20 protein-coding genes, 2 riboswitches and 1 other annotated feature are annotated in these 20,451 nt (G+C 40.1%); of the genes, 6 read left to right on the forward strand and 14 right to left on the reverse strand.

What is annotated here, in order from left to right; all coding sequences use genetic code 11:
* The 4 genes from AC0VYH_RS15865 to zapA form a co-directional block, all read right to left on the reverse strand.
* Nucleotides 1-2,346, reverse strand: a complete 2,346-nt coding sequence (locus AC0VYH_RS15865; protein ID WP_430243939.1) for an endonuclease MutS2 — start codon at nt 2,344-2,346, stop codon at nt 1-3.
* A 31-nt stretch (nt 2,347-2,377) separates the two neighbouring features.
* On the reverse strand, nt 2,378-4,093 hold the full coding sequence (gene polX, locus AC0VYH_RS15870) for a DNA polymerase/3'-5' exonuclease PolX (RefSeq protein ID WP_475372745.1): 1,716 nt from the start codon (nt 4,091-4,093) through the stop codon (nt 2,378-2,380).
* A gap of 175 nt (nt 4,094-4,268) precedes the next feature.
* Entirely contained in the window at nt 4,269-4,811 is a 543-nt protein-coding gene (locus AC0VYH_RS15875) for a CvpA family protein (protein ID WP_226614603.1), read from the reverse strand.
* 6 nt (nt 4,812-4,817) lie between these two features.
* A complete protein-coding gene (gene zapA / locus AC0VYH_RS15880; protein WP_194219337.1) occupies nt 4,818-5,078 on the reverse strand; it encodes a cell division protein ZapA in 261 nt (86 codons plus the stop codon).
* Between the two features lie 152 nt (nt 5,079-5,230).
* Here zapA and rnhC point away from each other — a divergent pair, with 152 nt between their 5' ends.
* A complete protein-coding gene (gene rnhC, locus AC0VYH_RS15885; RefSeq protein ID WP_475365585.1) occupies nt 5,231-6,181 on the forward strand; it encodes a ribonuclease HIII in 951 nt (316 codons plus the stop codon).
* A gap of 57 nt (nt 6,182-6,238) precedes the next feature.
* On the opposite strand, the gene AC0VYH_RS15890 is transcribed toward rnhC, so the two are convergent.
* The gene (locus AC0VYH_RS15890; protein WP_475372746.1) at nt 6,239-7,210 is read right to left on the reverse strand and encodes a nucleoside hydrolase; all 972 of its coding nucleotides are present in this window, start codon (nt 7,208-7,210) and stop codon (nt 6,239-6,241) included.
* Between the two features lie 97 nt (nt 7,211-7,307).
* Nucleotides 7,308-7,407, reverse strand: a riboswitch (purine riboswitch).
* A gap of 140 nt (nt 7,408-7,547) precedes the next feature.
* Nucleotides 7,548-7,650, forward strand: a riboswitch (purine riboswitch).
* 144 nt (nt 7,651-7,794) lie between these two features.
* Here AC0VYH_RS15890 and AC0VYH_RS15895 point away from each other — a divergent pair.
* A complete protein-coding gene (locus tag AC0VYH_RS15895) occupies nt 7,795-8,985 on the forward strand; it encodes a NupC/NupG family nucleoside CNT transporter (protein WP_475372747.1) in 1,191 nt (396 codons plus the stop codon).
* A 53-nt stretch (nt 8,986-9,038) separates the two neighbouring features.
* On the opposite strand, the gene pheT is transcribed toward AC0VYH_RS15895, so the two are convergent.
* The 3 genes from pheT to AC0VYH_RS15910 all read right to left on the reverse strand — a co-directional run bounded on the left by pheT (nt 9,039) and on the right by AC0VYH_RS15910 (nt 13,607).
* Nucleotides 9,039-11,447, reverse strand: a complete 2,409-nt coding sequence (gene pheT, locus AC0VYH_RS15900; protein WP_475372748.1) for a phenylalanine--tRNA ligase subunit beta — start codon at nt 11,445-11,447, stop codon at nt 9,039-9,041.
* Nucleotides 11,448-11,474: 27 nt separating this feature from the next.
* Nucleotides 11,475-12,509 carry a phenylalanine--tRNA ligase subunit alpha gene (gene pheS, locus AC0VYH_RS15905; RefSeq protein WP_475372749.1) on the reverse strand — a complete coding sequence of 345 codons (1,035 nt, stop codon included), beginning with the start codon at nt 12,507-12,509 and terminating at the stop codon, nt 11,475-11,477.
* Nucleotides 12,510-12,574: 65 nt separating this feature from the next.
* Nucleotides 12,575-12,800, reverse strand: a binding site (T-box leader).
* Between the two features lie 54 nt (nt 12,801-12,854).
* Nucleotides 12,855-13,607, reverse strand: coding sequence for a TrmH family RNA methyltransferase (locus tag AC0VYH_RS15910; protein WP_475373798.1), 753 nt, complete (start codon nt 13,605-13,607; stop codon nt 12,855-12,857).
* A 138-nt stretch (nt 13,608-13,745) separates the two neighbouring features.
* On the opposite strand from AC0VYH_RS15910, the gene sspI reads away from it, so the two are divergent.
* Complete coding sequence (sspI, locus tag AC0VYH_RS15915) at nt 13,746-13,952, forward strand: small acid-soluble spore protein SspI (RefSeq protein ID WP_194219331.1); 207 nt, start codon at nt 13,746-13,748, stop codon at nt 13,950-13,952.
* 40 nt (nt 13,953-13,992) lie between these two features.
* Here sspI and AC0VYH_RS15920 read toward each other — a convergent pair whose 3' ends face one another.
* Both AC0VYH_RS15920 and AC0VYH_RS15925 read right to left on the reverse strand, forming a co-directional pair.
* Complete coding sequence (locus tag AC0VYH_RS15920) at nt 13,993-15,078, reverse strand: M42 family metallopeptidase (RefSeq protein ID WP_283153904.1); 1,086 nt, start codon at nt 15,076-15,078, stop codon at nt 13,993-13,995.
* An 80-nt stretch (nt 15,079-15,158) separates the two neighbouring features.
* Complete coding sequence (locus AC0VYH_RS15925; protein ID WP_475365588.1) at nt 15,159-15,647, reverse strand: dUTP diphosphatase; 489 nt, start codon at nt 15,645-15,647, stop codon at nt 15,159-15,161.
* A 97-nt stretch (nt 15,648-15,744) separates the two neighbouring features.
* Between AC0VYH_RS15925 and AC0VYH_RS15930 the strand changes: the two genes are divergently transcribed.
* Nucleotides 15,745-16,140 (forward strand): sigma-w pathway protein ysdB, encoded by a 396-nt coding sequence (locus AC0VYH_RS15930; protein WP_430243921.1) that lies wholly within the window; start codon nt 15,745-15,747, stop codon nt 16,138-16,140.
* Between the two features lie 62 nt (nt 16,141-16,202).
* Here AC0VYH_RS15930 and AC0VYH_RS15935 read toward each other — a convergent pair whose 3' ends face one another.
* Complete coding sequence (locus tag AC0VYH_RS15935; protein WP_194219327.1) at nt 16,203-16,775, reverse strand: TVP38/TMEM64 family protein; 573 nt, start codon at nt 16,773-16,775, stop codon at nt 16,203-16,205.
* A gap of 143 nt (nt 16,776-16,918) precedes the next feature.
* Between AC0VYH_RS15935 and AC0VYH_RS15940 the strand changes: the two genes are divergently transcribed.
* Nucleotides 16,919-18,241, forward strand: coding sequence for a cytochrome ubiquinol oxidase subunit I (locus tag AC0VYH_RS15940; RefSeq protein WP_475365589.1), 1,323 nt, complete (start codon nt 16,919-16,921; stop codon nt 18,239-18,241).
* 33 nt (nt 18,242-18,274) lie between these two features.
* Complete coding sequence (locus AC0VYH_RS15945; protein WP_408962569.1) at nt 18,275-19,315, forward strand: cytochrome d ubiquinol oxidase subunit II; 1,041 nt, start codon at nt 18,275-18,277, stop codon at nt 19,313-19,315.
* Between the two features lie 71 nt (nt 19,316-19,386).
* On the opposite strand, the gene AC0VYH_RS15950 is transcribed toward AC0VYH_RS15945, so the two are convergent.
* The 3 genes from AC0VYH_RS15950 to rpmI form a co-directional block, all read right to left on the reverse strand.
* On the reverse strand, nt 19,387-19,668 hold the full coding sequence (locus AC0VYH_RS15950) for a DUF1294 domain-containing protein (protein ID WP_475372750.1): 282 nt from the start codon (nt 19,666-19,668) through the stop codon (nt 19,387-19,389).
* A 163-nt stretch (nt 19,669-19,831) separates the two neighbouring features.
* Nucleotides 19,832-20,188 carry a 50S ribosomal protein L20 gene (rplT, locus tag AC0VYH_RS15955; RefSeq protein WP_048312405.1) on the reverse strand — a complete coding sequence of 119 codons (357 nt, stop codon included), beginning with the start codon at nt 20,186-20,188 and terminating at the stop codon, nt 19,832-19,834.
* Between the two features lie 45 nt (nt 20,189-20,233).
* Nucleotides 20,234-20,434, reverse strand: coding sequence for a 50S ribosomal protein L35 (gene rpmI, locus AC0VYH_RS15960; protein ID WP_048312400.1), 201 nt, complete (start codon nt 20,432-20,434; stop codon nt 20,234-20,236).
* Nucleotides 20,435-20,451 lie beyond the last annotated feature (17 nt).

Raw genomic sequence — 20,451 nt, forward strand, 5'->3', positions numbered from 1 at the left:
CTACTTCAATTCAACGACAGTTACACCACCGCCGCCTTCATTCATTCCACCCATGCGAAGATTTTTCACTCGGGAATGACGTTTCAACCATTCATGGACACCTTTTCTAAGTGCACCTGTTCCTTTACCATGAATGATTGAGACCTGGTTATACCCTGCAAGTAAGGCATCGTCGATATAGCGTTCAACTTCCATTTGAGCATCTTCATACCTCTTACCTCGTAAATCAAGTTCAGTTTTCACTCGACTATCACTTCCACGAACTGTCACAAACGGCTTTCGCTCAACGACCGGTTTTGATTTAATCGCTTCAAGATCGTTTGCCTTCACATTCATTTTCATTATCCCAAGTTGAACCTGGTATTCGTTCTTCCCGACTTGCTCAACAATGTGCCCCTTTTGGTTAAAGCTAATCACTTTCACTTCATCACCTGGTTGATATGATTTAGTTTGGGCTTTTTTAGGTTTTGGTTTTGAAGATTTTAATTCGGGTTTGGCATCTTCAAGCTGCTTTTGAGCATCAATCAATTGGTGTTCTTTAACAGATCCGTTTTGGAATGTACGCAGTTCCTGAATGATTTTTTTGGCTTGTTCTTGTGCTTTTTCTACTTCTTCAGCAGCTTTCTGTTCCGCTTCCTCAAAAAGTCGCTCTCGCTGTTTTTCAAATTTCTCAAGTTGCTTTTCCAGGTCATTCTTAAGTGACTCTGCTTCTTTTCTAAGTTCAGAAGCTCCTTCTCGATCTAATTCGGCTTGCTTCTGGCTATCTTCAAGCGATGAAATCATCCGATCAACTTTGTTACTTTCGCTTGATATTTGAGATCGTGCATCCTCAATAATATCATCCATCAGCCCGAGGCGTCTTGAAATCTCAAATGCATTACTGCGGCCTGGCACTCCAATTAATAGGCGATACGTTGGGCGTAGTGTCTCAACATCAAATTCTACACTAGCATTCATCACGCCTTCTCGATTATACGCATAGGCTTTTAATTCACTGTAATGTGTCGTCGCAATAACTCTTGATCCACGTTTATATACATAATCAAGTATGGATATGGCAAGTGCAGCACCTTCCTGAGGGTCGGTCCCAGCGCCAAGCTCATCAAAAAGCACAAGACTATTGTGGTCAATGTTCTTGAGAATATGAACGATATTCGTCATATGCGATGAAAAAGTACTTAAGCTTTGCTCGATAGACTGCTCGTCCCCGATGTCTGCAAAGATATTTTGAAAGACCGCCATAGTAGATCCTTCATCAGCTGGTATATGAAGTCCAGATTGAGCCATTAGAGTAAGAAGTCCTGCCGTTTTTAATGTAACTGTTTTCCCGCCTGTGTTTGGTCCAGTAATAACAAGTGACGAATAGTCTTTCCCGAGAAATAGGGAAGAAGGGACGACCTCATCTTGAGGTAGAAGGGGATGTCTCCCCTGTCTTATTTCTAATTCCCCCTCATCATTCATGGAAGGATTCGTTGCTTTTAATTCGTTAGCATATAGGGCACGAGCAAAAATAAAATCAATATCCGCAAGTACATCAACATTATGTCTAAGCGTTTCAGAAGCTTCCGCAACATGTCCAGTCAATTCTGTTAGGATCCGCTCAATCTCAAGTTTTTCCTTAACTTTTACTTCTTTTAGCTGGTTGTTAATTGATACGACCGATTGTGGTTCAATAAACAACGTCGCACCAGAAGAGGATTGGTCGTGGACCATTCCACCAAATGAACCTCTATATTCCTGCTTAACGGGGATAACGTACCGTTCATTCCGAATGGTAATGAGCGCATCTGAAAGCATTTTCCTTGTGCTTGAAGATCGAATGAGACTTTCTAATTTCTCACGAACGCGAGATTCAAAGCTACGAAGCTGGGTTCTAAGTCGACGAAGTGCATCACTTGCAGAATCAAGCAAATCCCCGTCCTCATCTATGCAGGCGTTAATCTCATTCTCCAGCTCATTTTCAGGCATAATTTGACTAACTAAATCTCCGAGAAGAGGAAGCTCTACACCATCTTCAATCATATTATCAAGAAATGTTTTAAATCGACGACCGCCATAAATTGTACTCGAGATGTCGAGTAATTCAGATGGGTTTAGCATCCCTCCAATCTCTGCTCGCTTCACGCTTTGTCTAATATCTCGAATGCCACCAAGCGGAGCTTGACCACGAAGACGGATCACTTTTCTTCCTTCTTCTGTTCCTGCTAACTGTTGGTTAACATCTACTAAAGAATACAAAGGGGTTAACTGTTCTACTTTTTGTTTTCCTAATGAGGATGAAACGTGTTTTCCTAATCGTTCTTTCACTTTATTATATTCGAGTAGCCGTAACACTCTTTTTTGCAATTGTCGTTCCTCCTAATAAAACGGGATTTGTTTATGAGTGACGGTTAAAGAATGCTTCAAGATCTTTAGCCGTAAATGTGTTTAAGACAGTCTCTTTTCGCAGCCAGCCTCTTCTCCCAGCTGCTACGCCGATTTCCATATGCTCAAGCATGTCCATATGGTGAGCATCTGTATTAATCATTATTTTAACATGATTTTCTTGTGCTTTTTGAAGCCATTCCGCTGCAAGATCTAATCGGTTTGGATTTGCATTTAATTCAAGAGCCGTATCCGTTTCTTTCGCAAGCTTTATTAACTTATCATGGCTTAAAGCATACCCTTTCCTTTTTCCAAGTAACCTTCCTGATGGATGAGCAATGAGGTCAACATGGTGACTCCGAAGTGCTGTTTCAAGACGTGCCATTATCGTATCCTCATCTTGGGAAAAGGATGAATGAATTGAAGCAATAACAAAATCCATTTCCGACAGCATCTTATCGTCATAATCAAGTGTTCCATCAGGTAAAATATCCATTTCTACCCCTGCAAATATTCTAAAATCATTCCATTTTTGATTGAGACGATCAATCTCTTCTCTTTGATCTCGTAGCCTTTCTGGTGTCAAGCCATTCGCTACTTTAAGGTACTGAGAGTGATCTGTTATCGCGATATACGAATATCCTTTTGCTCTTGCTCGTTCGGCCATTTCTTCAATCGTATAAGCACCATCACTCCAGGTGGAGTGCATATGTAGATCTCCTTTTATATCGTTCAACTGGACTAATTCAATCTCATCTTTCTCAGCTTCTTCAATTTCACCTTTATCTTCGCGAATTTCAGGCGGAATATAGGCTAAACCAAAATGCTGGTAGAAATCCTTTTCATCTTCAAATGTAAGAACTTCCCCCGTTTCTAAAGACTCTACACCGTACTCACTAATTTTTTCGCCTTTCTTTTTTGCGATTTGCCTCATTTTCACATTATGAGCCTGTGAACCAGTAAAATGATGGAGTGTAGAAGCAAATTCTTCAGGCATTACAATTCTAAAATCTACTGAAACGCCATATTCATCGTCAAGTTCAAGTGTAATCTTCGTCTCTCCCTTTACGACTACTTTAGAAACACCTTCTAATTCAAGTAAGCTCGCTGACACATCAGCAGCAGCAGTTGTCGCTATAATAAAGTCAAGGTCTTTGATCGTTTCCCTTACCCTTCGCAAGCTCCCCGCTCTTGCAAATTTGTCAATGCTCTGGATTTCTTTTAATTGGCTTTCAATGTTTTCAGCAAGTGGTAGCATGTAGGCAATGGATAAGCGTTCAGGTCTTTTACCTGCTTCCTCAATCGCTTCAAGAATTTTATCCTCACTCTTCTTCCCAAAACCAGGGAGTTCTTGAATCTGATGAGCTTCACAAGCTTTTTGTAATGTCGCCATATCAATAACATCAAGTTCCTTGTATAGCTTAGCAAGCTTTTTACCACCAAGTCCCGGTAATTTAAGTAACGGCACAAGACCAGATGGGACTTCCTTCTTTAATGATTCAAGCGTTTCTGATTCTCCTTTTTCGAGGATTTCATTTATTACCGCTGCCGTCCCTTTTCCGATGCCATTTAGCTCAGCAGGATCTTCAATTTGCTTCATACTCCGATCATCTGTTTCGAGTGCTCGGGCCGCTTTACGAAAAGCGGATATTTTAAAAGGGTTTTCCCCTTTCAACTCCATATAAACTGCTATCTCTTCAAGGAAATGAATAACCTGTTTTTTATTCATCTTTTTCTCACCCTTCTTCATAAGATCATTACTACTATCCTATCCATATTCAAACCCAAATCCAATTAATTTATCTTAAAATAAGCGGTAGCGCTCGATTAGATCCGACAAGCGCTACCAATTTAACCAATCGTACTTATGCTAATACAAATAAATAACCCTTCTAATTGAAGGGTTATGCTACGTGTGTACTCCAGAGGTCTTTAATTTGTTCTGTCAACACAGGGGTATGCTTGACGATGCTTTCCGCAAGAAACGAATTTGATATGGCTGTTTGAACGGTTTCATTTGGAAGAAGCGCTGCAATAAATAGAAATAAAAACACGATAATGTATACTTCTACAAATCCAAGCACTCCGCCAAGCCATCCATTTACAGTTCTCAATATAGGTAAATCTGCAAGAAAGTCGAGCATAGAACCAACTATTTGCATGATAATTTTGGTACCAAAGAACAATAGCGCAAACGCAATTCCACTATAGTATGTGGCCTCTAAGTTTATAGCGTCAAACACCATTGCCGTTGAAGATGCCTCGTTGCCGAAGGACGGGTATGGAATCCATAGCTTCAAATGTGGAGCGAGATCCTTAAAATACATGTACGCAACAACAAATGAAACGATAAATCCTGCTAAATGAACAACTTGAAGGATCAAGCCTCTTCGAAGTCCAATTAGGAACCCTCCAACTAATATAATAAAAAGAATTAGATCAACCATCTTACGTTATTCCTCTTCTCTCAGTTTTTTCTTTAACTCTTCAAGTTCTTTTTTAATCATCACATAATCATTTACAATATTAACTGCTGTTAGCACAGCAAGTCGCTTCGTATCTAAATAGGTATTCATTCCTTTAATCTCATTCATCTTCTCATCCACTAAAGTTGAGACTTCACGAATATGTTGATGACTTTTATCACCGATTATTGTATATTGTTCACCATAGATTTCCACGGTTGTACGTATTTTTCCATGACTGTCTGTCACCCCATAAGCCTCCTATCAAGAGAGAGAATCCTATTTTACATCATAGCATGAAAATTGGTATTTTTGAAACACAGCACTCCTGAACCATTCTTGTTCATCTTCAGATTCTGCTATAATAGGATGCAAGCCTAGTTCACAAAAGGAGTTTTGTTATGTCACAGGTTGTTTTAACTGTATCACCTTCCATTATGAATGAAATTAAAAAGAAATACAACAGCCACTTAAGCGATAAACAGCCACCGGGGAGCGTTTTTGTAGCGAAAACTTCTACCTGTACTATTACAGGCTATAAATCTGGAAAAATAATGTTCCAGGGCCCAGGGGCAGAAGGAGAAGCAAGACCATGGCAATCTAGCGGAACAGCGAGTTCTAAAAAGGCAACGAAATCTAAAAAGAAAACAGTGGGCGATCATCAATACTCTCCACCTGGTAATATCTCAACTCTTTCCGCCATCGGAAGTGATGAAGTTGGGACAGGAGATTTCTTTGGTCCAATGACAGTTGTTGCTGCATATGTCGACCAGAAGCAAATTCCACTCTTAAAGGAACTCGGTGTAAGAGATTCTAAAGGAATGAAGGATCCAGAAATTATTGAAATAGCTAGAAATTTGATTAAAACCATTCCTTATAGCCTGCTTATCCTACCAAATGAAAAATACAATACTATGCAGAAAAAGGGAACGAATCAGGGGAAAATGAAGGCTCTACTACATAATCAGGCCATCCAGAATGTGATGCGCAAAGTCCAGGGATATGATGCCATACTCATTGATCAATTCGCTAAACCTGAAGTTTATTTCAACTACCTAAAAGGTCAATCAACAATCGTAAAAGAAAATGTATATTTCGCAACTAAAGCCGAAGAAATTCACCTGGCTGTAGCAGCAGCATCCATTATTGCGAGGTACTCTTTTGTAATGGAAATGGATCGACTTGGAAAAGAATATAATGTAAAGCTTCCTAAAGGGGCTGGACCTGCTGTAGACATAGCAGCTGCAAAGCTTATTCAAAAACATGGAGATCAGATTCTTGGGAATTTAGCTAAGCTACATTTTGCTAATAGCTTAAAAGCTCAAAAAATAGCTGATCAATCACGTCGTTAAAGGAACTCTACGAAAAAAGCTGACTCGAGTGAGTCAGCTTTTTTGATGTTCATTTTATTAATAAAGGTGAGAAGCTTCTAATTGATCTTCTGCTTTCAGCATGACGGAAGTGAAATAGTTAAAGAACATGTCACGATCCACGTCATCTACTACAATCACTTCACGACCTGTTTCATCAAGAACGGTTCTCCCTTGACTTACTCCATCTACATCAACACGACATTTTACTTTTCTTGAATGGATAAAGGATTTTGGTGTCACAGAAACTGTAGTCAGAACATCCCATAAATAGTAAGTCGAATTGGTCTCAACGTGTACAAGTGGAGGACACATGGCGTAGCATTGTCCAATAAAGTCTACACCAATTTCCTTTCGTTTAGCTGCCCACATGTTTCTTACATCATTGGTTAACGGGACTTGATTCGTGCTTTCAAGTGCGACCATTTCGATCTTAATAGAAGTTTTGAAAACAGTAGATACTGCTTCGGGATCCCAAAAAGCATTCCATTCTGCTGTACCATCATGTTCTGGTTCTTCCACATTTCCTACTTCTAGGAAAGTGCCACCCATCCATACTAACTTTTCAATACTCTGTTCAATATGTGGAGCTGTTTCTAACGCTCTAGCAAGATCTGTTAATGGTCCAGTAAAAAGAAGAGTTAGCGGTTCAGAGCTTCGTTCAAGAGTATCAATCAGATGCAAATGAGCAGGTAGTTCTGACATAGGTGTATTCACTTTATTTGATTCATTTAGAATAGGTAAAGCATCGACATAAAAAGCATGCATGCGCCAGTCTTTAGGGAATGGATTAATCCCTCTTGAATTAGAAGCTGCAACATTTAATCCAGTGGCTTTTCCAAATCGATCTATTATTTTTCTGCTTGCAGAAACAGCTGGTTCTAGATAACAATCTGCCGGAATAACCGATACGCCAGCAAGCTCGATCTCTTCCATGTTTAATAATAGAAACAGTGATGCTAAATCATCAACGCCACCATCATGATTGAAATATACCTTCTTTTTTTCCATCCTATATCCCCCTGGTGGATAACTCGCATGTCGCTAACCATCGTTTCCTGAAAGTGAACCTTTTCTATTTATAGCGTTGAGGTACGTTTAAGGTCTTCTCAACTTTTTATTCACTCATAGTCCTGTCATTTCAGGTAACAGGGTAGAAACGTTCAGGCCAATTCCCGACATATATGAGCTTCCATTATTCTAATCACTTTGTACTCTATCAGAGCGTGAATAAGGAAGCAATAAGCAAAAAAATGTCGTACGTTTACATTTTTCATTCGAATATTCCAAACATTCCTACTTTCTTAATAGGTCTTGCTACCTATTCTATCTTCTGCTAGATTGATGAATACAACTTCACATTTATCTCTATATAATTTTGGAAATAGGGTCCAAAGAGTTTCTACCCGGCAACCGAGAATTGCTGGACTATAGGGAAGGCATGGCATCGTCACTTAGACAGGCATATTCTGTTTATTTGTGTGCCACTTTTCTTCCTGTAAACTCGGACTTTTTTCTACAAAGTACGGGTTTTTTTGTATTCATCCGATTTAGATTTGTGAAGAAACAACTAGTTTTCAGGGGGAATTGACATCATGAATATTTTCACAGGACTACTCTCGATTATTGGCGTACTTGCTATCGCCTGGTTAATGAGCAACAAGAAAAAATCAGTCAAATGGAGAACGATCGGGGTTGGCGTTTTAATTGAAGGGCTATTTGTTTTATTTGTTCTAAAAGTAAATGCAGGAAAGGTTATGCTCGAAAAAGCTTCTGCAGCTGTACAAAACGTTATTAACTATAGTAACGAAGGCATTCAATTCGTATTTGGCGGCCTCTATGAAGAAACAGGCTTAACATTTGTATTTGCTATAAATGTTTTAGCTGTCATCATCTTCATTTCTGCTCTTGTCTCAGCACTTTATTACATGCGCATTATCCCACTTATCGTTCAAGTGATTGGCATTACGATTGGTAAGCTAATGGGAACGACGAAAGTTGAAACATTTAACGCTGTCGGAAACTCCTTTTTAGGTCTAGCCGAAGCGCCTTTACTCGTAAAACCTTATTTGAAATTGCTCACCAGATCTGAGATATTTGCCATCATGGTAGGAGGTACTGCTTCTGCTAGTGGAGCCATCCTCGTCGGTTATTCACTTATGGGTATTGAACTTAAGTATTTATTGATATCTGTCTTTAGCGTTCCTTTCGTTTCACTTGTTATTGCAAAAGTGATGGAACCAGAAACTGAAGTTTCACAAACTAATGATAAAGTAAAAATGAAAAAAACCGATCATGCCAATATTTTTAAGGCAATCGCCGACGGAACAGTCAGCGGTGTGATGCTTGCGTTAAATATTGGAGGTCTTTTGATAGCATTCATCAGTATTCTAGCAGTTGTAAACGGCATGTTAGGTTTCGTTGGAACTGACCTGAGCTCAATTCTAGGATATATCTTCTATCCATTTGCCCTATTAGTAGGTATTCCAACGGATGAAGCTTTTCGAGCAGCATCCATCATTGGTACGAAAATGTCAATTAATGAATTTGTGGCTTTCCAAAACTTAACCGCCATTCAAGCACAGCTATCTGACAAAACCGTTGCCATTCTTTCTGTCGCACTATGTAACTTTGCTAACTTCTCATCCATCGGGCAGCTTATTATTGGACTAGGGTCACTCGAGCCCACTAAACGTTCTCAAGTTTCTAAATTAGGATTAAAGGCTATTATCGGTGGTACACTAGCCTCCTTTATTACGGCTATATTTGTAGGAATGTTTATGTAAAAAATAGTATAAATAAAAATCCTCCCTATACACGTAGGGAGGATTTTCTATAGTTATCGACGAAGGGCAGCTCCAAATTGTTCTTCTACCGCTGTAAGAACACGGTCATGCGCCTTCTTCACTTCTTCTTCTGTTAAAGTTTGTTCTGGATTGTAATATCTAAGAGAAAAGGCTAGTGACTTTTGACCTTCATCAAGATGTTCACCCTGGTAAACATCAAATAGTTGAATGTCAACAAGCTTAGATCCACCAGCTTCTTTAATGACTTTCTTCACTTCTCCAGCTTCAAGCGACTCACTGACAACAAGAGCCACATCTCTAGTAACAGACGGGAATCGTGGAAGCTTTTTGTATTGAAGGTGAGCAACTTCTGCATTCAGTAACTTCTCCAGATTGATTTCAAAAACGTATGTTTCACTCAAATCAAGATCTTTCTCAACTTCTGGATGAAGTTGACCGATATATCCGATGAGCTCATCATCGAGATAAACCGATGCTGTACGACCTGGGTGAAGCTTTGGCTCTTCTGCACGAGCGAACGAAAGACGATCCTCTAAACCAAATTCAACCGCTATTTCTTCGAGGATTCCTTTTACAACAAAGAAATCAGCGACTTTCTTTTCTTTTTGCCATAGGTGCTCTTGCCATAATCCTGACACTACGCCAGCAAGGTGTTCCTGTTCTACCGGAAGCTCATCACCTGGTAAGAACACAGAAGCCGTTTCATAGAAAGCAACATTATCTAGCTGACGGTTGCGGTTATACTGCGCTATCTCTAGAAGATGCGGAATCAGGCTCGTTCTAAGTTCACTTCTTTCTTCACTCATTGGCATCGCAAGACGAACTGCTTCGGCTGATTCATCAGAGAAGAAAAGACGTTTAGAAGGCGACGTAAGAGAATACGTTACTGTTTGGAAAAGACCAGCGCCTTCAAGCGTACGGCGAACATGGCGACGCTTCACTTGATATTCTGACAGCTGTCCTGGCGTACTTTCTGTAAGAGGTAGCGTTGCAGGAACATTATCATATCCGTAGAGGCGTCCTACTTCTTCAATTAAATCTTCAGAAATCGTTATATCCGGGCGGCGCGGCGGTACCTGAACGGTAAATGTGCCACCAAAGTTCTGATAAGAGAATTGCAGACGCTCAAAAATAGCAGCAACTTCTGTTTCAGAAATTTCTGTCCCAAGAACTTGATTAATTCGGTTCACTTCAATACTAACGTCAAGAGCTTCGATGGTTCGAGATCCCTGTTCAGCAATACCTTTTAACACTGTTCCACCGGCAATTTCTTGAATGAGCTGAGCAGCGCGTTCGCTTGCACCAACAACGCGGTTTCGATCAATTCCTTTTTCAAAACGCGCACTTGAGTCACTACGTAACCCTAGATCTTTCGATGCTTTCCGAACAAGCTTGCTGTTAAAGTAAGCTGCTTCAAGCAAAATCGTTGTTGTGTCTTCTTGTACTTCAGAATCAGCACCACCCATAACACCAGCCACGGCAACGGGTTTTGAACCATTCGTGATGACAAGATGCTCATTCGAAAGCGTGCGTTCAGCATCATCGAGAGTGACAATTTTTTCTCCTTCAGTTGCGCGACGTATCACAACTTCCTTCGATCCAAACCGATTATAATCAAAAGCATGAAGCGGCTGTCCGTATTCCAAAAGAACATAGTTCGTAATATCCACTACGTTGTTAATTGGACGAATACCAGCAGAAACGAGGCGATTTACAAGCCACTGCGGTGATGATTTGATCGTTACGTCTTTAATAATGGAAGCTCCATAATAAGGATTATCTTCTTCATTCTCTACACGAACTGACACATACTCTTCAACGTCTTCATCCGAGCGAACAAGCTCTGGAGACGGAAGTTCAATTGATCGATTCAATACTGCCCCAACTTCATAAGCGACGCCGATCATGTTCATCGCATCAGCTCTGTTTGGAGTAAGACCTAGCTCAAGAACTTCATCATTTAGATTCAAGTATTCAAGCGCATCTTCACCAGGTGTCACGTCTTCACTAAATACAAAGATTCCGTCTGCATACTCTTTCGATACAAGTTTACTTTCAATTCCAAGCTCCTGAAGTGAGCAGATCATACCATGAGAAGCTTCACCGCGAAGTTTTGCTTTCTTAATCTTAAAATTGCCTGGAAGTACAGCCCCAACTTTTGCTACTGCTACGTACTGTCCTTGAGCAATATTTGGTGCTCCACAAATAATTTGGACCGGCTCTTCTTCACCAACATTCACCTGACAAATATTTAACTTATCAGCATCAGGGTGTTGCTGACATTCAAGAACGTGACCAATAACCACGCCGGTAATTCCTTTATTAAGCTTTTCGACTGTTTCAACCTCAATACCACCCTTAGTAATCAGGTCTGCCAGTTCATCAGCTGAGTAACTATCTAAATCTACATACTGCTGTAGCCAATTCATTGATACGAGCATGTTTTATCCTCCTAACTTCCAATCATATTATAGTGAATTAAATTGTTTAATAAATCTGCTGTCATTCGTGTAGAAATGACGTATGTCATCAATACCATATTTCAGCATAGCGATCCGTTCTGGTCCCATACCAAATGCAAACCCAGTGACTTTCTCAGGATCGAAGCCGGACATGCGAAGTACATTCGGATGTACCATACCGCCTCCAAGAATTTCTATCCATCCGGTTCCTTTACATACAGAGCAGCCATTCCCGCCGCAATTAAAGCAAGAAATATCCATCTCCACAGAAGGCTCAGTAAATGGGAAGAAGCTTGGGCGAAGACGGATTTCACGTTCTTCTCCAAACATTTTTTTCGCAAATGATTGGAGCACACCTTTTAGATCACTCATGCGAACATTCTCACCAACCATTAGTCCTTCAATTTGCATAAACTGATGGGAGTGTGTTGCATCATCTGTATCACGGCGATAAACTTTACCGGGCACGATGATTTTAACAGGACCTTCTCCATTTAACTTCTCCATCGTTCTAGCTTGCATTGGAGAGGTATGCGTTCTTAATAGCGTTTCTTCAGTTATATAGAATGAATCCTGCATATCTCGAGCCGGATGATCCTTAGGAAGATTTAACGCTTCGAAATTATAATAATCGGTTTCAACTTCTGGTCCTTCCGCAATCGAGAATCCCATACCAAGAAATAGGTCTTCAATTTCTTCGATTACCCTCGTTAGTGGGTGATGATTTCCTCTCTTAATTGGACGACCCGGCAGAGAAATATCGATCGTTTCTTTCTTTAATCGTTCTTCTACGGCTGCTTTTTCTAAACGAGTCACTTTCTCCTCTAATTGATCCGAAATCGCTGAGCGAATTTCATTAACGAGCTGCCCCATTTTCGGACGTTCTTCTTTAGACAATTTCCCCATACCTTTGGAAATTTCTGTAATTGGACCTTTTTTCCCAAGGTATTTCACTTTGATATCCTGCACTTCTTTCATTGAAGAAGCTTGCTGAATTTCTGATAGTGCTTCTTCTTTCAACGTTTGTAAACACTCTTGCATCTTTTCAACCTCCACTTCATTTTCGTGTTTGCTTCTTTTTGCAATAAAAAAATCCTCGCTCCCCAGAAAGGGGCGAAGATTTGATTTCGCGGTACCACCCTAATTCACCGATAGAGTACACCTATCAGCCTTAAGCAAAAAATAACGGCTTGTAAACCGATCCGCTTTCGAACGAACAAAGCGGCAACTCCAGAGCGAATTCGGCAGCGTCCCAATAGAAATGCTTTCAGTCTCGGCATTTCCTCCCTGCAAAGGCAGCGGCAGCTTACTACTCTCCATCATTGTTTTTAACATATATAAGTTGCTTTTAATTATAGAAAAAAATCGCTATATCCGCAAGCCTTATTATGAAGGTAACAATCCATACATCAGAATTCCTGCTGCAACGGCGACATTTAACGACTCTGCTTTACCATATATCGGAATATACACGTTCTCGTCTGCTAAACGTTGAAGCTCGTCTGATACACCGTTTGCTTCGTTTCCAAGAATGACAGCAAACTGAGAAGATGAATCAAGCTCTTGATATGGCGTTCCTCCACTCACTTCTGTTGCGTATATAAGCATGCCAGCTTCTTTTAATTTCTGAACTTCTGTCACCAAGTCCCCTTTTATTACAGGAAGATGATAAATAGATCCCTGGGTGGATCGAAGCACCTTACTGTTATAAGCATCAACGGTTCCATGTCCAAGTAGAAGGCCGTCGTATCCAGCACTATCTGCAGTTCGAATAATCGTTCCCAAATTACCGGGATCCTGAATGGCGTCCAGTAATAATAGTTTGCCATGACGAGGTAGTTCAGGCTCAACCATTTTACAAACGGCCATAATCCCCTGTGGTGTTTCTGTATCCGTTAGTTCTTGCATCACTTTCTCCGTAACAGTATAGACAACAGGAAGCACTTTAAACGGATAAGCAGATAAGTCAGTGCCTTCTGTCACAATCAATTCTGTGATTGAAGCTTCAGCCTTTGCAGCTTCTTCTACAATATGTGGACCTTCAATGATATAAGAGAAAGCTTTCTCTCTACCCTTTCGCGTCTGAAGTTTTTTCCAATCTTTCACTTTTTGATTTTTAGCGGATTCGATAATCATTATGCTCTCCTTCAGTTTTCAATGTTTCCATTATAAAGGGTTGAAAGGGAAGATTCCAATAAAACTCATGAAATTTCTTCAATTCGCTCATACTAATGAGGCTTGAACCAACAAGCGAATGAGAAAGGTGAGGTGGAAAGTATGGACCTTAACTTACGCAAAGCGATTCTCGCTAATATTAATGGCAACAACGAGGAGCAACTCGAAGCGACAATCCTCGACGCCATGCAAAGCGGAGAAGAGAAAATGCTCCCTGGGCTTGGTGTTCTTTTCGAAATTCTTTGGAAAGAAGCACCAGAAAATGAGCGAGAGCAAATGCTCTCTTATATGGCACAGGGTGTAAATTAACAAGCAAAATCCGGTGGCAAGAGCCACCGGATTTTGTGTTCTAGTTAAAGATAATTTCTTTCACAGTATCAGCATCAAGCTTTTTAATCACTTCAACAATCAAATTAACTGCATTCTCAAAATCGTCACGATGAAGAATCGCTGCGTGAGTATGAATATAGCGTGTGGCAATTGTGATGGAAAGTGCAGGTACTCCATTTGCTGTTAAATGAATTTTACCTGAATCTGTCCCACCGCCTGCAATAGAGTCAAACTGATAAGGAATATTGTTCTCATCAGCTGTATCTGTTACAAAGTCACGAAGACCTTTGTGACCGACCATTGAAGCATCATACATAATAATTTGAGGACCTTTCCCCATTTTGGATTGAGCGTCCTTATCACTTACTCCAGGAGTATCACCAGCGATACCAACGTCAACCGCAAAGCCGATATCAGGCTTAATCATGTTTGTAGCCGTAGTCGCTCCGCGAAGACCTACTTCCTCTTGTACCGTACCAACGCCGTAGACAGTATTAGGATGCTCTTCTCCTTTTAGCTTACGAAGTACTTCGATCGCAATAGCACAGCCAATACGGTTATCCCATGCTTTCGCCATAAGCATTTTTTCGTTATTCATAACAGTAAATTCACAAACTGGAACAACAGAATCTCCCGGCTTAACGCCCCATTCCATAGCCTCTTCTCGGCTTGAAGCACCAATATCAATGAACATATCCTTCTTGTCGACCGATTTCTTACGCTGTTCAGGAGGAAGAATATGTGGTGGTTTAGAACCGATGACGCCCATAATGTTACCATTACGAGTCATGACGTTAACACGCTGTGCAAGCATAACCTGCTCCCACCAGCCGCCAACTGTTTGGAAATAAAGAAAGCCTTTATCATCAATACGCGTTACCATAAAGCCAATCTCATCGAGGTGACCTGCAACCATAATTTTTGGGCCTTCTGCTTTACCTTTTTTAACCGCAATTAAGCTGCCTAGATTATCATACATGATTTCATCTGAAAGAGATTCAATGTGCTTCTTCATCACTTCACGAGGTTCACGTTCGTTACCTGGTACGCCATTCGCATCAGTGAGTTCTTTCAGCATCTGCAACGTTTCGTCTAGCTTAGCCATATGTATTGCCTCCTTGATATGTATTCTCTGTTCATTATAACGGTTTCCGAAATATTTCACAATTCAGAGGACTCTTGAATCTAATATCCCTGATCCTGTCGAGTATGATTCACTTTATTTTTTTTCAAATACGCTTCATTCATTTCTTCAAACCGTAGCCCGATAAGTTGTCCAAGTAAAAGATAACTTTCCATTAAATCGTTAAATGCTTCCTCATTTTTTTCACTTGCCACTTGATCAATCGCTTTGTAGACACGATGGAAAGCATGTACTTCAGAGCCAGCGGGATCGCCTTTTGACACCGCTTCATACGTTGTAATGCCCAATTCAATCCCTAATGAGAGAATAAAATGAATACCATCCACATACTCCTCTAGAATCGTTTCTTTAGGGGAAGGAGCTTTTTTACTCCAATATTTAAAACAACGTGTTTCATTCGCTAGTTCTCCAATCTCGACTTTAAGAGCAAGTAGTTTATTCTCGAATAAATCTTCATGCTCCAAATTGTGTTCCTTTACAATCCGAGTATCAAGTTGTCTTTGTAATGTAAATAATTGTTCGAATTTCAATGAACTCTTCCTTTCTTAAATCTTTTCTTTTTATGAAACCTTTCTTTATCATATACGTATAGAGAATAGAAGCATAGTGAAAATGAGGTGCTGACTAATGATTATTATTCTTTTTCGTCTTGTCATTCTCGTAGCCATGGTATTAATCGCTTATTCTGTCATCCGCTTTTTTATGGATCCAAAACGAAAGCTGGAAAAAGCTCACGATCATAAAGAATACTATTTTTTTGATGACTCGTCCAATGTAAGAAAGAATTTTCTCGTCACCTACAAAGGTGCCTTATTCGAAGGTGAAAAGTACCTTGGCACTACTGAAAATTCGTTCGATATTATTACACTTTCAGTAGGGGTAAAAAATGCATCAGAACTATATTTACTTGAGAAAGAAGATTTCTATTTTCTTGAAAAGGAAATGGACATCCGCTATCCTAGTGCAAAAATTGAATGGAAGAGCCCAGTCAAAGAATTTTTACGCCATCGCGAAAATACTTAACAAACAAAACCCCTCCGATCTGGAGGGGTTTTGTTTGTTTACGATCAAATTAAAAAGCTTTTTTATCTCACAGGCTGAAAGAAATCCTCCCACTTCATAATCCACTCTCTTCTTCTTAGTAAATAGAAAAGGATGACAAGTCCACACAACATAAGTACGATGACGACCGGATCGAACCTACTAATCGCCGTTCCAAAGAAAGAATACAACAAAGCGAGAGGTACATTTGAAATGAGGGATGACCGCAAATAATCTCTAAAGTCTTTAGATACCTCAATTAAACAAAGGGAAATGAAATGAAAATGAACGAAAGGCACTAATCGAAGAATGGCAATTTGCCCAACTGACATTGGCATATGTTTACGTGTCCATCGTTCTTTCATTCGAATAATTTTCTTAAACAAACCCGGCGTCCGCTTAACAACTAAATAAAAAACCGTACTTACAACAGTAATCCCAATCAATGAGTAAATCGTGCCATATATTGCGCCAAACATCACTCCACCAGCAACACAAACAACGCTAACGGGAACAAATACAAACTGACGAATAAAATGAAAAATAATGAAATAGAACGGGGCGTAAATTCCGCTATTTGATACAACCTCCACAAGCGGTAGGACGAGCTCATTCATGATGTTCCCCCCTTCCTTTAACCTTTATGACAAGAGACGAGCTGTTATGTCAAAAAGCGAAGAATCTCGATTAGAATATTATTTGGAAATACGTGGACAATAAGGGGAGATTTAATCAGTTCGGTAATTGGAGGGGATAAATTATGGATGAACTTGTTATTGCTCGTTCATTATTTGGAATGACAATGGGCGTACATATTATTTATGCAACACTCGGTGTAGGCTTACCTTTAATGGTTCTTGTAGCAGAGCTCATGTATCAAAAAACAAAAGATAGAGATTATGCGATAATGGCCAATCGATGGACGAAAGGGTTTGCTGTTTTACTAGGGGTGGCGATTCCTACAGGAACCATTGCAGGTGTACAGCTTTCTCTCTTATGGCCAGGATTTATGGAAGTCGTTGGACGAGTGATTGCATTGCCCTTTCAAATTGAAATATATGCTTTCTTCCTAGAAGCTCTCTTTATGTCAATCTATGTTTATGCTGCAGATCGCCTTTCTCCAATCATGCGAATTGTGAGCGTAACGCTTGTTGCATTCGGTGCGAGCGCATCAGCTATCTTAATTACAAATGTCCACGCTTTTGAAGGTACACCAGCTGGATTTGAGATAGTAGACGGAAAGTTCGTTAACGTTGATCCATGGGAGGCATTCTTCAATCCTTCCTTCCTAGTTACAGCTGGACACGTAACTGTTTCTGCTTTAATGACAGGGGCATTTGTTATCGCATCGATTGCGGCATATAAAATGATTCGTCAACGAGGTAATACGAGAGAATATAAATTTCATCATAAAGCATTAATGATGGGGCTCGTTATCGGAGGGGTTTTTTCAATCTTGACCGCCTTAAATGGACATGAATCTGCTCAACAACTGTATCAATATCAACCTGAGAAACTCGCGGCGGCGGAAGGTTTGTTTGAAACACAAACTTATGCACCACTTGCTATTGGCGGCTACACCGATAAAGAAGAACGTGAGGTAAAGTGGGCAATTGAAGTTCCGTGGGCACTTAGTTTTCTATCCGACGACGCATTTGATACTGAAGTACTCGGTCTTGAAGAATGGCCTGAAGAAGAGTGGCCACCACTATTTGTCCATACCTTGTTCAATTCAATGGTCGGGATTGGTTCCCTACTCATGCTATTGTCTATTGTTGGATTTACTTGGTACAAAATCCTTAAACGAAAAGAATTTCCACGCTGGCTCATGTGGGCATTTATTGCTGCAGGTCCGCTCGCCATTACCGCAATTGAATTCGGATGGATATTCGCCTGTACTGGCAGACAGCCCTGGATTATCTATCACGTTATGAAGACAGAAGAAGCGGTCACTACTTCAGGAAATATCGGGCTGCTCTTTGTTCTCTTTCTCATTGTGTATATCATTTTAATGATCTCAACAGTCCTCGTCCTTCGCTACTATTTCAATCGTAACCCAATTAGCGAGGAACTCGATCAGTAGGCACCTGTCTATACCGTTAAAAAAGAATAAGAGGTGAACCACATGTCAGAAGCATTTTACGCTATCACATTAATATGGGGTCTTGTATTTATTTATGCGGTGATGGCCACAATCGATTTCGGTGCTGGGTTTTGGTCCATGATCTATTTAAATAAAAACAACACGAAAGCGACAAATATTGCGAATCGCTATTTATCTCCATCTTGGGAAGTAACAAATGTATTTATCGTTGCCATTGTCGTAGCTCTTTTCAGCTTTTTCCCTGGAGCAACGTTTACCCTTGGTACTGTCCTTCTCATTCCAGGGAGTTTGATTATACTATTACTTGCCCTTAGGAGTGCGTTTCTTGTATTTTCTCATTCCGCTTCTTCAAATTACAAACGCCTCTTAACCTTGATATCAGGAATAACTGGTTTTCTTATTCCAGCTCTCTTGATTTGCGTGTTGCCTATTACGCATGGCGGATTTATACAAACATCAAACGGGATAGAACGTCTTTTATTGGGTGAATTATTTACAAGTCCAAGTGTTTATGCTTTCATGGCCTTCGCCATCTCAAGCACGCTCTTTCTATCATCTCTGCTGCTTTCTGATTACTCTAACGTATCAGGAGATGAAGAAGCTTATCAAACTTATAGAAGGGATGCTATTCTTGTCGGTCCAATCTCACTAGCGATGGCGGGTTTACTCGTTCTCACTATTCGAACGGAAGCTCCATGGCTTTATGACAATTTAATGGACTATGTACCGTGGTTAATTGGTTCTATCACAACCTTTGCAATCGGATATCTCGCTCTCTTTATTCCTAGAAAAACAGGTGTCGGTATTCCGAGGCTTGCTATGGTTAGTATCGTTACACAATATTTACTTGCTAGTTATGCTTATGGTTCAGCTCATTTACCTTATATCGTATATCCAAATGTAACGATTGAAACTGGATTCACAGACCCCGCTACATTTAGAGCATTAATCGTCACCTACATTGTAGCCTTCTTTATTTTAACCCCAGGATTCATCTACTTCTGGCGCCTATTTCTGAAAGACAAAAGGTACCTTAAACAAAATGAATCCTAATTGAAAACAAGTTCGTCTTATGAAAAAAAGAACAATACACTAAATAAAAAAACGCCCATTCGGCGTTTTTTCTACATATAGATGTATGCATAGTTAACAAAGAGCACGAGATGAAGAGCTAATAGAGCGGGGATGCCATACACAAATTGCTTGTGTTTTGTTTTATGCCTAAAATTCTTCATTCCAGTTAAACCACCGAAGCTTCCTCCGAAGATAAATAAAAACCATAGCGTCTTTTCAGGAATTCTTCGCTTTCGATTTTGCGCTCTACGCTTATCGATCCCCATAGCTATGAAACTCCAACTATTGATGATCGCCAAATATATTCCTAATACAATTAAACCATCCAACACTTACTCTCTCCTCTATTATAACTTTTTTCAAAAAGGCTATGTTAATGAACGCTGTTGATTTTGACTCATTTACGCTCTGTGAGACAAAATTGAGAATCAACGATATAAGTAACATAGCTTACAAAAAAACCACCCTCAACATGTGAGGATGGTTTTAAAGAACTTATTTCAAGTTTTCTTTTGCTTTTGAAGCTAGTTCAGTAAATGCTTTTTCGTCATTTACTGCTAGTTCTGCAAGCATTTTACGGTTGATGTCGATACCAGCTGTTTTAAGACCAAACATCAAACGGCTGTAAGAAAGTCCGTTCAAACGAGCTGCCGCGTTGATACGAGTGATCCAAAGCTTACGGAAGTCGCGTTTTTTCTGACGACGGTCACGGTAAGCGTACATGTTTGATTTCATAACTTGCTGATTAGCAACTTTGAAAAGCAAAGACTTAGATCCGTAATATCCTTTTGCGAGTTTTAACGTTCTTTTACGTCTACGACGTGTTACGTAGCCACCTTTTACTCTTGGCATACTAAACCCCTCCTAATTTCTGTGTCTCAATAATATAATAACCGATTACTTCTTGTTGTAGATTAAAGTCTTAATGCGCTTGAAGTCACCTGCGGAAACAAGAGAAGCTTTACGAAGCTTACGCTTCTGCTTTTGAGACTTGTTACCGAACATATGGCTAGTGTAAGCACGGCTGCGCTTAAGTTTACCTGATCCAGTTTTCTTAAACCGTTTTGAAGCTCCACGGTGAGATTTCATTTTTGGCATGAGTGAGTTCCTCCTTC

The sequence above is a fragment of the Anaerobacillus sp. QJM3NY_32 genome (assembly GCF_056173645.1).